The sequence below is a fragment of the Paenibacillus xylanexedens genome (genome assembly GCF_001908275.1).
Lineage (GTDB): Bacteria > Bacillota > Bacilli > Paenibacillales > Paenibacillaceae > Paenibacillus > Paenibacillus xylanexedens_A.
The window spans coordinates 6,364,117-6,378,829 of record NZ_CP018620.1 but is presented as its reverse complement, the minus strand read 5'-3'; the positions used below and the strand labels follow the sequence as shown (position 1 = coordinate 6,378,829).

15 protein-coding genes are annotated in these 14,713 nt (G+C 46.6%); 13 read left to right on the top strand and 2 right to left on the bottom strand.

The features are described 5' to 3' along the window. Positions 1 to 161: 161 nt before the first annotated feature. Positions 162 to 521 carry a hypothetical protein gene (locus BS614_RS27785; protein ID WP_074096300.1) on the top strand — a complete coding sequence of 120 codons (360 nt, stop codon included), beginning with the start codon at positions 162 to 164 and terminating at the stop codon, positions 519 to 521. Positions 522 to 739: 218 nt separating this feature from the next. Then, a complete protein-coding gene (locus tag BS614_RS27780; protein WP_223199769.1) occupies positions 740 to 2,269 on the top strand; it encodes a DHA2 family efflux MFS transporter permease subunit in 1,530 nt (509 codons plus the stop codon). A gap of 65 nt (positions 2,270 to 2,334) precedes the next feature. Here the strand turns inward: BS614_RS27780 and BS614_RS27775 are convergent, their stop codons facing one another. Beyond that, entirely contained in the window at positions 2,335 to 3,408 is a 1,074-nt protein-coding gene (locus tag BS614_RS27775; RefSeq protein ID WP_244898215.1) for a glycosyltransferase family 4 protein, read from the bottom strand. A 247-nt stretch (positions 3,409 to 3,655) separates the two neighbouring features. Between BS614_RS27775 and BS614_RS27770 the strand changes: the two genes are divergently transcribed. The 7 genes from BS614_RS27770 to BS614_RS27740 all read left to right on the top strand — a co-directional run bounded on the left by BS614_RS27770 (position 3,656) and on the right by BS614_RS27740 (position 10,649). Beyond that, positions 3,656 to 4,777 (top strand): ABC transporter ATP-binding protein, encoded by a 1,122-nt coding sequence (locus BS614_RS27770; protein ID WP_074096298.1) that lies wholly within the window; start codon positions 3,656 to 3,658, stop codon positions 4,775 to 4,777. Further along, complete coding sequence (locus tag BS614_RS27765) at positions 4,774 to 5,490, top strand: ABC transporter permease subunit (RefSeq protein WP_074096297.1); 717 nt, start codon at positions 4,774 to 4,776, stop codon at positions 5,488 to 5,490. Before BS614_RS27770 ends, BS614_RS27765 begins: the two co-directional genes overlap by 4 nt. Positions 5,491 to 5,494: 4 nt before the next feature. Next, positions 5,495 to 6,889: a GldG family protein gene (locus tag BS614_RS27760; protein WP_074096296.1), complete on the top strand. Its 1,395-nt coding sequence runs from the start codon at positions 5,495 to 5,497 to the stop codon at positions 6,887 to 6,889. Further along, positions 6,886 to 7,911: a DUF4340 domain-containing protein gene (locus BS614_RS27755; protein ID WP_074096295.1), complete on the top strand. Its 1,026-nt coding sequence runs from the start codon at positions 6,886 to 6,888 to the stop codon at positions 7,909 to 7,911. Before BS614_RS27760 ends, BS614_RS27755 begins: the two co-directional genes overlap by 4 nt. A 274-nt stretch (positions 7,912 to 8,185) precedes the next feature. Further along, positions 8,186 to 9,175 (top strand): YhcN/YlaJ family sporulation lipoprotein, encoded by a 990-nt coding sequence (locus BS614_RS27750; RefSeq protein ID WP_074096294.1) that lies wholly within the window; start codon positions 8,186 to 8,188, stop codon positions 9,173 to 9,175. Between the two features lie 242 nt (positions 9,176 to 9,417). Then, positions 9,418 to 9,642: a helix-turn-helix domain-containing protein gene (locus BS614_RS27745; protein WP_017692532.1), complete on the top strand. Its 225-nt coding sequence runs from the start codon at positions 9,418 to 9,420 to the stop codon at positions 9,640 to 9,642. A 467-nt stretch (positions 9,643 to 10,109) separates the two neighbouring features. Beyond that, positions 10,110 to 10,649, top strand: a complete 540-nt coding sequence (locus BS614_RS27740; protein WP_074096293.1) for a DUF4303 domain-containing protein — start codon at positions 10,110 to 10,112, stop codon at positions 10,647 to 10,649. 140 nt (positions 10,650 to 10,789) lie between these two features. Here BS614_RS27740 and BS614_RS27735 read toward each other — a convergent pair whose 3' ends face one another. Next, a complete protein-coding gene (locus tag BS614_RS27735) occupies positions 10,790 to 11,137 on the bottom strand; it encodes a hypothetical protein (RefSeq protein WP_074096292.1) in 348 nt (115 codons plus the stop codon). A gap of 145 nt (positions 11,138 to 11,282) precedes the next feature. Between BS614_RS27735 and BS614_RS27730 the strand changes: the two genes are divergently transcribed. From BS614_RS27730 to BS614_RS27715, 4 genes are all read left to right on the top strand, one after another. Continuing rightward, positions 11,283 to 12,146 (top strand): MurR/RpiR family transcriptional regulator, encoded by an 864-nt coding sequence (locus tag BS614_RS27730; protein ID WP_074096291.1) that lies wholly within the window; start codon positions 11,283 to 11,285, stop codon positions 12,144 to 12,146. A 9-nt stretch (positions 12,147 to 12,155) separates the two neighbouring features. Then, the gene (gene nagB, locus BS614_RS27725) at positions 12,156 to 12,884 is read left to right on the top strand and encodes a glucosamine-6-phosphate deaminase (protein WP_074097020.1); all 729 of its coding nucleotides are present in this window, start codon (positions 12,156 to 12,158) and stop codon (positions 12,882 to 12,884) included. Next, entirely contained in the window at positions 12,881 to 14,101 is a 1,221-nt protein-coding gene (gene nagA, locus BS614_RS27720) for an N-acetylglucosamine-6-phosphate deacetylase (protein WP_074096290.1), read from the top strand. Before nagB ends, nagA begins: the two co-directional genes overlap by 4 nt. A gap of 164 nt (positions 14,102 to 14,265) precedes the next feature. Beyond that, on the top strand, positions 14,266 to 14,637 hold the full coding sequence (locus BS614_RS27715) for a hypothetical protein (RefSeq protein WP_074096289.1): 372 nt from the start codon (positions 14,266 to 14,268) through the stop codon (positions 14,635 to 14,637). Positions 14,638 to 14,713 lie beyond the last annotated feature (76 nt).

Sequence of the window (14,713 nt, the reverse complement as noted above, 5' to 3'; positions counted from 1 at the left end):
CCGGCCGAGCTTCTATCCTTTTATTCTATGAAAAAAGAGGACCGGAAGGTCGGGCATTTCCGTGTAATTGGTCGAAAATGGGTGAATGCAAATGGCAATGGACGAGATGAAGCATATCCTATGTACAGGAAGGTTCATGTGCTCCGAAGGAGGGATCTACAGTGGCGGTATATTTACTTGAGATTCATGAGAATCTGTTACAGACATTTGTTCCCGTCAAGTACATGGATGTGGAGTTGGCCTATGTGGGCGGCGAGGAAGGGACGGATGTATTTGTTGGTGGAGCCAGTATTCACGGAGAACTGTATCGACACCTTTTTCACCTAACGTCAAATTCGGGGGGAGCGAGCGGTAATCAGGTCATTCATAATCTGGATGTGTCATCCGAGCCTTATGAACTGAGGATCATCAGCAACAGTTCTTCACCGAAGCATCTGGTTATTCGAATATATTGCAGAAGTATTCACGGTCAGACATTGGGCATACTGTCAGAATATCAGATGATGAAGCTTGCGGATTGATATGGACATCATTGCATAATCATGATTTACCAACGTGTGGAGCAGGGAAGGTGCCTGTTCCATTTTTTTGTGGTGCATCCATAGTAGAATTGTCTGAAAAAATAGCTTGACAGCAAAGGTATTTTCATTAGAATTAGATCAGTATTAAACGAAAGTTTAAAACGACGATTTAAAACGATAGTTTGAAATTAGTCGTCAATATAGGGCGAGTGAGACGCATGGCTAAGCCTGCGATCTCCTGGCTGGAAAAGAGTGTGGAGAACGTGAAAGAACAAACAGCAGTATCCCAGGAGCCCGCAGAGTTTTCAATCAAAACGATTATACTGCCACTCCTGGCTATTATCGTCGGTATGATCATGGTTATACTGGACAGCACGGTGGTGAACGTGGCCATTCCGAATCTGGTTCAATATTTCGAGACCGACCTGAAGACCATTCAATGGACGGTTACGGGTTATACCCTGGCTTTGTCTGCGGTTATTCCACTGGCAGGCTGGTTAACGGACCGTTTTGGTGCCAAAAGAGTGTTTCTGTTCACCATTGCCATGTTTACCTTGGGTTCTGTATTATGCTCGATCGCTCAATCACCTGAGCAATTAATCATTTACCGTATCATTCAAGGCCTTGGTGGAGGCATGGTTGCTCCTATTGGTATGGCGATGGTCTTTCGTCTGGCTCCTCCTGAGCGAAGAGGTTCCATCATGGGGATGCTGGGAATTCCCATGCTGCTTGCCCCCGCATTGGGTCCGGTGTTGTCCGGGTGGTTTATTGAATCACTGAGCTGGCACTGGATCTTCCTGATTAACTTGCCCATTGGTATTGCAGCTTTCATTCTATGTATCAAGTTTTTGCCGGATACAGATCGTGGACGCACACCTGCACTGGATCTGCTCGGCATGATTCTGGCGCCAATTGCGTTCTCGATGCTGGCTTACGGTGTGAGTGAGGGTGGAACGAGCTGGACGTCTGCAACAACTTTGACGGGTGTCATTGTGGGTGGTGTAGCGCTCATTTTGTTCATTATTGTGGAGCTTCGTCATCAAAATCCATTGCTCGAACTCCGGGTATTCAAATCATCTGATTTCTCACGGGGAATTATTCTCGCATGGGTGTCACAAGTGGCGCTGTTCGGTGCGATGATCCTGATCCCGCTTTATTTGCAGCAGATCAAAGGTTACACTGCACTGGAAACAGGATTGATTCTACTGCCACAGGCATTGGCTTCCGGAGTGGGTATGCCGCTTGGTGGTCGATTGTTTGATAAAATCGGTGCTAGACCTCTTGCCTTCGTGGGTCTGGGTATTATCTCGGGAGCATTGTTTATTCTGTCCTCCATCACGGCAGAGACAGGTCTTGGCCTGATTATAACGGCTCTGGTCATGATGGGTCTGGGTATGGGCTTGTCCATGATGCCACTCAATACGCATGTATTAAATGCTGCTCCGCGTAAGTTGGTTGGACGGGTGACACCGCTCACGGCTGCTGCACAGCAAGTAGTCGTGTCCTTTGCGGTTGCAGGGCTTACAGGCTTCCTGACTTCAAGAATCGCAGACAATACAACGAGTACAGAGCCGACCGCTATCGTGCATGGTTTGGTGGCTGGTTTCAATGATACGTTCTTCCTGGCCGCTTGTATTGCATTGTTCGGATGTTTGCTCAGTCTGATTCTGCGGAAACCAAAACCGATGCCGGAAGAAGAACTTCAAAATGGCGACAAGCCTGATCCCGCGATGATGATGGGACACTAAGACTCTATAAAAACCATAATAGGGCAGTTCAGAGAAATTTTGCTGAACTGCCTTTTTTGCTATGCTCAATGGAAAATTCGCAGTGCTGTCATCATTTCACGGAAAGAAATGGCATATCGATCTGGTGAAAAAGACAAGCTCATATGCTGTCTGCCCTGAATGCGAATATACTCACGCAGTTTCTTGTTTTTCATGAGGTCCTTTGCTTCGGCTACAGCTGCCTTGACATCGCCAATCGGATAAAACTTTCCAGTCTTATTATGTGTGATAAATGAACGCACACCGTCCGAATCCGTACTAAGTACAGGGCAGCCACAAGAGATGGCTTCAGCGACGGCATAACCGAATCCTTCGAGCAGAGAAGTGGACAACATGATACCTCCTGAAGCCGCGATCATGGAATAGTAGGTAGGCATCTGAGAATGGGGAACATTGATAAAGATGCCAATTTTATCTTCAAGCCCGTATTCTGCCAGCATGTGCCGGAACATGACTTCATCTTCTGGATTAGCCAAAGTTGGATCGTGGAACAACCATAGTCTGGCTTTTGGATTTTTTTTGACGAGTTCACTCGATATGATTAAATATTCACGCCAGTTTTTGTTGTGTTCAAGTCGTCCTACCCAAGCCAGCACCGGATAGGGTGGGGTATCCACCAAGATTGGTGCGAAGGTGTCGGTATCCAGCATATTGGGAATAACAAACCGATGAAGCCAAGGACAGATATGAATGAACATATCCAGCAGGTGGTCTGTGGGAGGTATAACGGCAGCATCACAATGAGCTTGAAGGTAAGGGACACCCATCTGTATCGTTTCCAGAGCTTGATCGCGTGTTCCGAGTCCCTGCGCTTCAAAAATAATTCGTCCGGTATAACCAAGTCCTCTCAAGCGGCCGGGCATAGCGATGTCTGAAGTGGCAATGATGGCATCATAATGATGAGTATGGATGATATGATGGATATCCTCGTCACTGGACGCGGTGAAAATGGGTGTATCACTGTTGTTCTGCAATCCCGAGCCTGTGCTGAGATACAATAGGTGCGCTTCAATGCCATGGCGTTTCAGAACAGCGGTGCGCAGTCGATTTAACGTATCCACGCCACCGCTCGGAACATAAAACGTGAATAATACTTTCACACGATTCACCCTCTGACTTTTGGTCAGGAGCACATTCTCCTGTACTCTATGTTACGTTGGCTTTAAGCGCAGGGTGTGGGTGTTGGTCGGATTGTTCACATTTTGGACAAATATTTTTAAGCTCCCTTTTAAGTGTCATTAAGCTGAGGCTAGGATAGCTCACGTAAGATACAAGGAACTTCCCGTGACCATCATCTATAACCTGAACGATGGTGCACGGGTATTTTAACGGGAAAGGATGAATGATGTGCTCGAAGTGAAACAGGTCAGCAAAGTCTACGAAGGACAACGCGGCGTACATCAACTGGATTTCACCATGGAACGTGGTGAGATTGTTGGCTTTCTCGGACCCAATGGTGCCGGAAAAACAACAACGATGCGTATGATTACGGGTTATGTGCATCCAACCGCGGGTTCCATTATGGTGGATGGGGCATCGGTGCATGAGCAGGGTCAGCGTGTTCGTTCCAAGATTGGGTATCTGCCTGAAACTCCGCCACTGTATCCGGATATGACGGTGCAGTCCTATCTTAAATTCGTAGCCAATCTGCGAGATGTCCCGGCACGTGAGGTTAAGCTGCGTGTCAGTGAGATGGTTAGTAGATTGGGACTTCAGGGTCGGGAAAGGCAAATGGTACGTGGGTTATCCAAAGGATACAAACAACGCCTTGGGCTGGCAGGAGCCATTATTCACAAGCCGGATCTGCTGGTTCTGGATGAGCCAACATCGGGCCTTGATCCAAATCAGATTATCGAGATCAGAGATCTGATTCGGGAACTGGGAGAGAATCATACGGTGCTGCTCAGTACGCACATTTTGCCTGAAGTGAGCGCGCTCTGTAATCGAATGTTGATCATCAATCAGGGACAGCTCGTGCTGGATGGTTCACCTCAGCATTTCGGATCAGCAATGGGGGATCAGTTCAAGGTGTCGATTGAAGTGAAGGCCACTGCGGAGCAATTACATAATGTGCTGACCCCATGGGAGAAGGTGCGGAGTGAAGTCATTCAAGCATCGGATGCGAATCCCACCAAAGATAGTTCACTTAATTCAGATTCAGCGAATACGGTTAAAATGCTCCTTACTGGAGAAAACTCGGAAGATTTCCGGGAGGAGCTGTTCTACCTTTTGTCTGGTGCAGGATTACCGATACTGGAGATGAAGAAAGAGAACCTAAGTCTGGAGCAAATCTTCCTGAAGTTGACGACAACCGAGGCCACAGACACAGACGAAAATTCGACAGATGTGGATAAGGTTGCTGGGGCAGAGATGGATCAGAACGTAACTTCGGACATCGACTCGTCGAGTATATCAGAAACATCAGCCGATACTTCGCCCCAAGCTCACAAAGGGGAGGATTCCAAATGAGACGAATGATGGCGGTATGCAATAAAGAGCTACAAGCTTATTTTCTGTCACCAACGTCCTATTTTGCTTTTGCCGTATATGTACTGATGACCAGTCTGCTGTTCTACTCCAGTTTCGTATATTACCAGCCGAGTATTGTCGATTATCGTCTCGTGTTGGGCGATACGTTGTCCATGCTGCTGTTTGTCGTGCCATTGTTAACGATGCGACTGGTTGCAGAGGAATTTAGACAGGGAACGGATGAGTTGTTGCTTACTTCTCCGGCACGTGTAACAGAAATTATTTTTGGCAAATATCTTGCTTCTCTGGTCATTCTGGTCGTGCTCATCCTGTGTAGTCTGATGTATCCATTCATCATGTCGTTCTATGGGACATTGGATATGACGACAGTATGGATGTCTGCGCTGGGGTTATTTTTCCTGGGCGGAAGCATGATGGCGATTGGACTGTTCGCTTCTACATTATCCCAGCATCAGATGGTGTCTGCGGTGGCGGGTTTTATTATTTTGCTCGTTTTGTGGATGCTTGATTCATTCGCAGGCAATACGGGATCTGCTTTGCAACAGTGGCTGGACCCATTTGCTCTGACCAACCGGTTCGACAGCTTCATGAAAGGTGTGCTTAGTGGGCCAGATATCTTGTATTATGTCACCCTTTCGGGTGTGTTTCTGCTGTTAAGCATTCAAATTGTGGAACGGAAGCGGTGGAGGTGAGAAGATGAAAAAATGGTTAAGTCATACCAACAGTACCGTGCTGTCCGTAGCGGTGATTGGCATCTTTATTTTGCTAACACTGTTCCTGAATTCACTTGGCGGCTTCCAGCTGGATCTGACCTCGAACAAACAATACACGTTATCTGACCAGTCCCTTACTGCGATCAAAAATGTGAAGGATGACGTCAACATTCTGGTGTTAACGGTCGAAAATGCCAACAACACCGTCCTGAACCGTGAGGTCACGGATATGGTCGAGGAATACACGAAACGTAACAGCAAGTTGAAAATAAAACAATATAATCTGACGCAGGAACCTGCGCTTGCATCCAAATATGGCATAACAGGCAGCTCCATTGTGCTGGAGCAGGGAGATCAACACAAAGTGATTGATATCGCCAGTCTGTTCACCGCGACAGGTGACGGAAGTGACGGATCATATCAGTTCACAGGTGAGGAAAAACTTACGCAGGCGCTCATGAATATGTCATCCACGGAGATGCACAAAATGGTCTTTTTGACTGGGCATGAAGAGCTGAGTCTCGCTCAGATGACTACGCTGCAATCCTCCTTGGAACAAAATAATGTGCAGACGGAAGAGTTACAGCTGAATCAAGCCGGAAAGGTTCCGGAAGATGCAGATGTGCTCGCCATTATTGGCCCACAACGTGATCTCAGTGATACCGAAATGAAAGCCATTCGCACGTATCTGAGTAATGGAGGCAAGCTGTTATTATCCCTCGGATTTGTGGAAGATATGAAATCCAGTTGGAAAAACATCGATGCCCTCATGGCTGACTATGGCGTCGTTGATGAGCATGCGGTCATGGTGGATAATCAGCAAGCCAGTACGATGGGGCCACTCTGGGTGGTGCCGGAGTATGGTATACATGCAATTACGGACAAACTCGCTGCGAGCCAATTGTATCCGATGTTGTCGTTGTCGATTGCGTTGACCAGCAAAGAACAGGATAAATATACGCTTTCACCTTTAATGCATTCTTCGAATGACAGTTATGGGGAGACGAATATCGGCGGCTTATTGCAGAATGAAACAACCAATGATGCCGAAGAGGACATTCAGGGACCCGTTGAATTAGGATATGCAGCCGATACGACGGATGGTAAACCGAAGGCAGTTATTCTGGGTTCGTCCATTTTTATGCAGGATTCGGAAATTGCGAATGGTGGCAATCGGGACTTTATTTTGAATACGGTAAACTATCTGAGTGAGAAAGAAAATGGATTGACGATTCGCCCACGGGTACAAGCTGGGTATGAGATGGCATACCTGAATGGCGAACAGGCCAGAACGATTTTCTTCGTGGCTATTGTAGCATTCCCACTCATCTTTGTTATCATTGGTGTACTCTTATGGTGGAGGCGCAGACGAGTATGAGAAAATGGGTTCCAACGATTCTGGTGGTTATCGTACTAATTGTGGGCTGGGTGTACGCGGCCAGTCAAAATTATTTTCGGGAAGAAGAAGCGGTTCAAGCCAAGTTACTTGGTATTCAATCCGGGGATATTCAATCTATCACAATACATGATACAACGGAGGAGACATCCGGTGCAGCAGCAACTTCGACTCTGACGCTTGATAATGGCGTATGGCAGATGGTTGAGCCAAAAGCCTATCCTCTGAACGGTTACAGTGTCAACAGCTGGTTAGATGCTCTGAGTGGTGCAAATCAGGAACTGGTGGTGGAAGAAGCGCCGACGGATCTGGATAAGTACGGATTAGGAACAGATGCTACACGTATGGATATCAAACTCAAAGATAATCGGGAGTTTAAACTGGCTATTGGCGGCCAGCTTCCAGCAGATGATGCACGTTATGTGCGTGTTGATTCGGGCCCTGTGGTTGCTGTGCAGACAGAGGCGATTAACAGAATGGCCTTGTCTCGTCGTGATTTATTGGACACTACACCTTTCAACGTGGATGAGACGAATGTTGAGTCTCTGGAGTGGGAAGGTGAAGCAGCTACCTGGATGTTAACATCGACATCGGAGAACGATGCGGCAGAGCAGACTTGGACACTGAATGGAAAAACGATTGAAGCCACAGATGCCGTATCTCTTATCGGCAAAATCAAAAACCTGTCGACAGCAGATGATGTGCGCAAAGCGTCCGAGCTGAAAGGTACTTTTCCACGATTCACTCTGTCTGTTGAACAGACGGTTGATGGGCAACAAGTTAGAGACGTGTATCGGGGAATTACCGTGCCATCCGAATCGGATCAGATCTGGGTCATTACGCCGGATGGTCAATGGGCATATGCCATGGATGCGACTAGCCTAACGGAAGCTGAGAAATTCCCGGATACAATTAAAGCATCCACAACTTCGTCGGAAGAATCGGAAGAATCATCGAGTTCTACAAATGACGAAACGACTTCCTCATCAACAGACGGGAAATGAGCGGGGCGGAAGTTAAGTGATATTATTGTGTTGAGATGCAAATATTATTTCGAGGCAGTGCTGCGAACAAGCAGCACTGTTTTTTTATTTTATTGGTGAAGCCCTTGAAGCCCTCACTGTCCAGAGATCAAAACTCAAAGACCAATAAACAAAGACCAAAACCCGAACACCCAAATCTACAGGGAAAGGTACCATATCCTTTCAGCATATCGCTACGTACAGAAGCGCATCCTATCTTTGTGACCAAAACCAACAAACATTGGAGGATGAGTACATGCCAGCAGTCAAAAAGGCAACAGCTATTACGTTATCATTATCTACTGCAATCTTTGTAATGGCCGGTTTGACAGGTTGTGGCACGAATCGGGATACCAACAATATGCATACGCAAAGTGTTCGTCAGCAAGCCAACGGCATTAACCGTTATGGTGTGGAAACAAATGGAATGGATGGCATCCGTGCGAAAAGTTACCGAATGCACAATGTTACTGACCTGAAATCCAGTGAAGAGCTGGCAAAACGTATCACGGAGATGAAGGAAGTAAAATCCGCCCGTGTCATGTTAACGGATCGTAATGCTTATGTGGCGGTTCGTTTGGCAGATGGTCATGCAGGCAAGTTGGAGAGCAAGTCCAATGGTCGTACGAGCATGCTGAATGGAACGATGCGTAATCATGCCAGTGATACCATGCGTGGGGGCAACATGAATCACGATATGGGTGGTATGCGTGTGAATGGCGGTACGGGCACAATGTCTCCGTACAGCACTAGCGGAATTGCTCCAGGACTGAACACAAATTCGGCAACGGATCGCAGCCATATGGGGAATGACCGCAGCATCTATGGAACCATGGGCACAGGCGCCGTTGGCATGATGCGTGGTCTGACAAATAGCGGTAAAGCACGTGGGACAGACGATGGGCATTATGGTATGAAAAGTGAAGGACAACGTGTAGATAGCACGGACGATAACACATCAGCTGAGATTAAGGGTAAGATTTCAGCCAAAATCAAACAGTTTGCACCAAATATCGAGAATGTATATGTATCAGCCAATCCTGATTTTGTGGAGCATGTCGAGAACTATGCCACAGATATTCGTAACGGTAAGCCCGTTAGTGGCATGATCGATACGTTCCAATCGATGGTGGAGCGCATTTTCCCAACGAACGGAACAGATACGAATCACCGTGATGGCATCCTTGATGATGGCCTGATGAACCGTAATCACAACGGTGGTGTCATGAATCGAATGAATCGGTAGTTTTTGACATGAACAAGTGTGCCTTTGCGCAGATGGTAACATCTGCTGCAGGGGCATGTTTGTCTTACATAATCTCAAATATATTGACAACTGCTCACGTTCTCTTTGGACAATGAATAACATGTTTACTGCCCATTTTTCTTATAAAACTGAACCAACGCCCTTGACCTGACATAAGATGAGTTGACTGTATCCCCTTAACCTTGTTACACCAACACAACCCGAGCAAGGAGGGGTGAACATTGAAGGGTATCGATCATAAAAGCAAATTTTTGTTGACCCACCGTGAACGCGAAGTATTCGAATTACTGGTTCAAGACAAAACAACGCGTGACATCGCAGGGCAGTTATTCATCAGCGAGAAAACGGTGCGTAACCATATTTCGAATGTGATGCAGAAACTCAATGTTAAGGGTCGTTCGCAGGCAGTTGTCGAGCTGATTAAGCTTGGAGAACTGAAGATTTAGTTGCGAATTACAGTTAGGATTAAGTAGCAGCATGAAAGCCTTTCTCTATTCTTTGTCATGAAGAATGGGGCAAGGCTTTTTTGCTGCAATGGACCATAAAATAAGGGAGTTAACAATAAATTGAGGGAAGATCCGAAACGTAGCATCGCTTGTTTTCATTTTTTAGTAGACCATAATGATTACATATATGAAGATAAGGCAGTAGAATTGAAACAATGGTTTTAACGGACGAATGGGTTCTTAAAACATATTTCCATGAGTTAGACTACACAGTTACACTAGAACGTAGAGGACAGAAATGACCTGAAGAAGCGGAGCGTTCGCCTTTATCCCCAGATTTTCACCCTTATAAAAAATGATTCAAAAAATCTGGGGATAACAGTGATCAGAAGGTTATTCTGTCAGCGAAGTGGCAAGTGTAACTACTCCGTATTTCAACTTATAATAGTAATGAAAGGATGAGCTGAGTGAATCGCTTTTTAAGTGAATTTGAAAATCAATTTCGAGCGGGTTTTCTACCTGATCTGGAACAAACGCTGGCTAAGGTGCAGCATGAGAAAGTATATGCTTGTGCATTCGGAACAGACAGTGATTGGATTACCCTGTTTTTGGCGGTAAATACAGAGGAATCCCTGACTAGGCATATTACCAATATGAAGGAACAGGGGTTGTGCGACAGCGAGCAGGACGAGATCTATTACAGATGGGGCTGCTCCGAATATCAATATGGCGAGGATACGCACTTTAACCACATCAGCCGATTGTTGTACGCAACAGAAGAAGTTCAGGAGTATAAGGATGGGATCATTCGAATCATCGCCAAAGTTGTGAATGAGACAGTAGATGACGTTTTTGCCCGATATGGACAAGCCAAAGCAGACATTACGTTCTTTGTTTCTCTAACAGATGACGATCTGGCAGAGGAGATTGAGAATCAATCGGTTCATCAAATGACTGTCCCCAGCTTAGCCAGCAAATTCTTAAAACGATATGATGGCATCAGTTAGAACGAGTTAACTTGAGTTAAATTGAATCAAAATGAATTGAATCGTTGTACCGCGAAAGTCTTTCCTATTCTTTTATCCAAAGAAGGGGAGAGGCTTTTTTTGTTTTAGCGTGAAAAATGAAATAACCGAATTCATATCACTTATTGATTCCTATTCATTTGGATGAACATCCTCCATCTTTTCTTCGAAAATGGCTGATAAAATAGCTGCTCCAATTCCTCGAACTGTGTTTCATTCAGATGAAGATGGAGGGCTCTTTTCGCTATTTTGGCGGCAGGCTGGGAAGAAGATTTCCTGCCTCCGGCTTTTCGTTTGATCGGAATATGAAATTGCAGCAAGTCTTCAAGTTGATTCCAGCCTTCCCAACTCAGCCGACCTCCGCGTTTCCAGTCAATAGCATAGAGGGTATAATAGGCGCGTCCTTCTGTTTGTTTGGTGGCAATAATCCAGGTGGAAGGAATGAACTTTCTCCGTTGTCTTCGATTCATTGAATTGCTCCTTCTTTTGTTATTGCAAAAGTCATGTTAAATTCCTCTTGATTTGCAGGATCGTCTTGATTAAAATGAAGTTATAAAAATGATTTTCTTAATTTATTAAAAATAAATAAAAATAATTTTCATAAGCGAGGTCCTCATGGCAGCCATATTACGTGCGTTGCAACAAGAACTGAATAACCTTCCGTCTCAGGAGCGACGTATCGCCGAAGTCATTATGCAGTCTCCATCGGATATTCCCGGCTGGACGATTAGTCATCTGGCAGAGCAGAGTGGCACAAGTGCGGCGACGGTGACCCGCTTTTGCAAGTCGTTTCATTTCAAGGGATTTCCCGATTTCAAAATGAAGCTCGCCGCAGAATTGTCCCACGCATCTGATGAAACGGCGTATCAAGATATTGTAGCGGGCAATTCACTATCCAAAATTGTTGAAGCTATTGAAGCCAACCATCTCGCGTCGATTGCAGATACCACCCGTTTGCTGGATTTGGGCAGATTGGAGCAAGCAGTGCAATTATTGTGCCAGGCTCGCCGCATCGACCTGTACGGTGTGGCCACCTCTTCGATTGTTACACAGGATTTCTATCAGAAATTGGTGCGGATCGGCAAAAGCTGTACCGCTTTCTCCGACTCACACATGCAGATTACATCCGCATCTTCGCTCGCCGAGGGAGATTTGGCGATGGCCGTATCCTATTCAGGCGAAACACCAGAAACCATCGATGCGCTGCATTGTGCCAAACAGGCCGGAGCTTCTACGATTTCACTGACTTCCTATGGCAGCAACACGCTTGCAACGGTATCGGATATCCCACTATTCACCTCTTCTCTGGAAGAAGGCATGAGGCGTGGAGATATGGCTTCACGTATTGCACTGCTGCATGTGGTCGATATTTTGTTCACAGGCATGGTAAGTGCCGACTTCGACCGTTTTATCCCCAGACTGGAACAATCCTATCACAATGTGCAGTCCTATCGAGTCCAACACAACGGAGGTGCCTGACAGATGAAGATGAATATACGCATTTTTGAAAATGAAGAAGATTTGAACGCCACAGGTGCTGGCCTCATTGCCAGCTTGTTGCAAACCAAACCACGGGCTGTATTGGGGCTTGCGACAGGAAGTTCTCCTGTAGGCATATATAAACAGCTTATCACGTTATATCAGAAGGGGCTTGTCAGCTTCTCACAGGCTTCTTCTTTTAATCTCGATGAGTATGTCGGACTTCCAACAGAACATCGCGAAAGTTACCGCAGTTTCATGAACGAACAATTATTCAATCATATCGATATAGATATTGCTAGAACGCAAGTGCCTGATGGTCAGGCTGCAGATCTGGAACAGGAATGTAATTCCTATGAACAAAGGCTGGACGATCGTGGACCGGTAGACCTTCAACTGCTGGGCATCGGACATAATGGTCATATTGGCTTCAATGAACCGGGAACTGAACTTACAGGACGAACACATGTCGTGGATCTGAAAGACGAGACGCGAAAGGCGAACGCACGTTTCTTTGATAGCATTGATGAAGTTCCGGCTCAGGCGATTACGATGGGTGTCGGTACCATTTTGAAAGCCAAACAGATTCTGCTTATTGCCCGTGGCGAGGAAAAAGCCGAGATTATTCGCGAAGCGTTCATGGGCCCAATCACAACGGCCTGTCCTGCATCGCTTTTGCAATGTCATCCAAATGTGGTGGTATTGCTGGACCATGCGGCAGGGAGGCTGGTGAGATGACCGGAGCGAATAGCCATGAACCTGGGAGCCAGCGTGATGAAAATATTTCTCTTCTTCGGGGCAAGCTGCTCCTTTCAAATGAGATATTGGAAGATGGTGTAATAGCCTGGAGGGGCGAGAAAATCCTCTATGCTGGGGTACCGGAAGGTCTGCCTGAACAGATTCGGCGAGAGGCTTTGCCGCTGTCTGTACCGGAACGCGGCCTCATTGTGCCTGGATTCATTGATATTCATGTGCATGGTGGGAACAGAGAAGATTTTATGGACGCAAGCCCGGAGGTGTTGGACAAGATCACTTCTTTCCATAGTACACAGGGCACAACAGCGATGCTTGCGACTTCCATGACGGCTCCAAAAGAGCGACTGGATAGCGTACTTGCTGAAGTGGAACGCTACCGTTCGAGTGAAATGCCATATGCACAGCTTGAGGGTGTGCACTTGGAGGGTCCATTTTTCAGTCCGAAATGGCCTGGTGCGCAAAATCCGGAACATATCATGCTGCCTGATGTATCCTGGCTTGAAGCATGGGAGAAGCAATATCCCGGCCTTATCCGTCAAGTTACGTTGGCACCGGAACGTGAAGGGGCACTGGAAGTCATCTCGTGGCTGCGAGAACAGCGGATTACAGCGGCACTCGGCCACACGGATGCGACCTATGAAGAGGTGGAGCGGGCAGTGGAAGCAGGACTTCATCATGCGGTACATACGTTTAATGCCATGACACCGCTGCATCACCGGCTACCCGGGGCTGCCGGAGCCGTGCTGAGTGATCCACGTATCAGTGCTGAGGTGATTGCTGACGGCATTCATGTGCACCCTGCGGCGATATCAATCCTCGCTCAATTGAAGCAACATAACGATCAACTCGTGTTGATCACAGATGCCATGTCTGCTGCGGGATTGGATGACGGAGAGTATAAAATCGGCGATCTGCCCGTAATCGTGAAGCATGGCGAGGCCAGACTGAAGGACGGCGGCGCACTGGCGGGAAGTACGTTGACAATGATTCGCGGTTTCCGTTACCTGGTACAGGAAGTGGGCTTGAGCCTGAACGCTGCATCACGTGCAGCAAGCCTGACCCCGGCACGCCTGCTCGGCATTGATCATCGGACAGGTTCCCTGGCTCAAGGAAAACAGGCAGATATTGTTTTGCTGAATGCGGAGCTGGATATTGAGGGTGTATGGGTCAAGGGAAGACGGATCGGCGAGTCATATTAGATATAGAAAATTAGTATCGTGCGAATAACTCTCATTTTTGATGCATCAGTCTTCGAAGTTAAAACTTGGCTTTTATCTGTGTAGAGGCAACACCTTGCGCAATATGTTAAAATAGATCTCAAAAAGACGGGATCTGCGGATCACGCATAACGGAGGCGTGAAACATGGAACGTAACGCTATGCTCGAACATGATCCGTTCATCACAGTGTTGGCGGAGAAGCTGCACATACACGGATATTATGCCTTTTATGGCGAGCATTACAATGAGACCGATATGGAGTTGTACCGCAGGCATCTGTTCACATCATTTAGCAACATCGTATGGGTAGAGCTGGATGCACGCAAAAAGTATATGATTGTCGATCATCGTGGACGCAACACAGTCATGAAACTGATCGAGGGTATGCTGAATACACGTAGAACGCTGCGAGCAAATCAGGCAATGGCAGGTACGGACACCTCTGGAGTCCAGCAGGAGATCGCACATTTATCCAAGCTAGTGCACATGCTGAAATTTACGACTTTCCGCACATAAGTGTGCTTTAACCTATCAAACAAGTTTAAAAGATAGACGGTATTTCTTGATTTTATTAATCAGGATACCGTCTATT

What these genes read in the sequence shown, in the direction of transcription:
- BS614_RS27780 (WP_223199769.1), top strand. Translation starts at nt 740, where the DNA reads ATGGCTAAGCCTGCGATCTCCTGGCTGGAAAAGAGTGTGGAGAACGTG.
- BS614_RS27765 (WP_074096297.1), top strand. Translation starts at nt 4,774, where the DNA reads ATGAGACGAATGATGGCGGTATGCAATAAAGAGCTACAAGCTTATTTT.
- BS614_RS27760 (WP_074096296.1), top strand. Translation starts at nt 5,495, where the DNA reads ATGAAAAAATGGTTAAGTCATACCAACAGTACCGTGCTGTCCGTAGCG.
- BS614_RS27755 (WP_074096295.1), top strand. Translation starts at nt 6,886, where the DNA reads ATGAGAAAATGGGTTCCAACGATTCTGGTGGTTATCGTACTAATTGTG.
- BS614_RS27750 (WP_074096294.1), top strand. Translation starts at nt 8,186, where the DNA reads ATGCCAGCAGTCAAAAAGGCAACAGCTATTACGTTATCATTATCTACT.
- BS614_RS27735 (WP_074096292.1), bottom strand. Translation starts at nt 11,137, where the DNA reads ATGAATCGAAGACAACGGAGAAAGTTCATTCCTTCCACCTGGATTATT.
- BS614_RS27730 (WP_074096291.1), top strand. Translation starts at nt 11,283, where the DNA reads ATGGCAGCCATATTACGTGCGTTGCAACAAGAACTGAATAACCTTCCG.
- nagB (WP_074097020.1), top strand. Translation starts at nt 12,156, where the DNA reads ATGAATATACGCATTTTTGAAAATGAAGAAGATTTGAACGCCACAGGT.
- nagA (WP_074096290.1), top strand. Translation starts at nt 12,881, where the DNA reads ATGACCGGAGCGAATAGCCATGAACCTGGGAGCCAGCGTGATGAAAAT.
- BS614_RS27715 (WP_074096289.1), top strand. Translation starts at nt 14,266, where the DNA reads ATGGAACGTAACGCTATGCTCGAACATGATCCGTTCATCACAGTGTTG.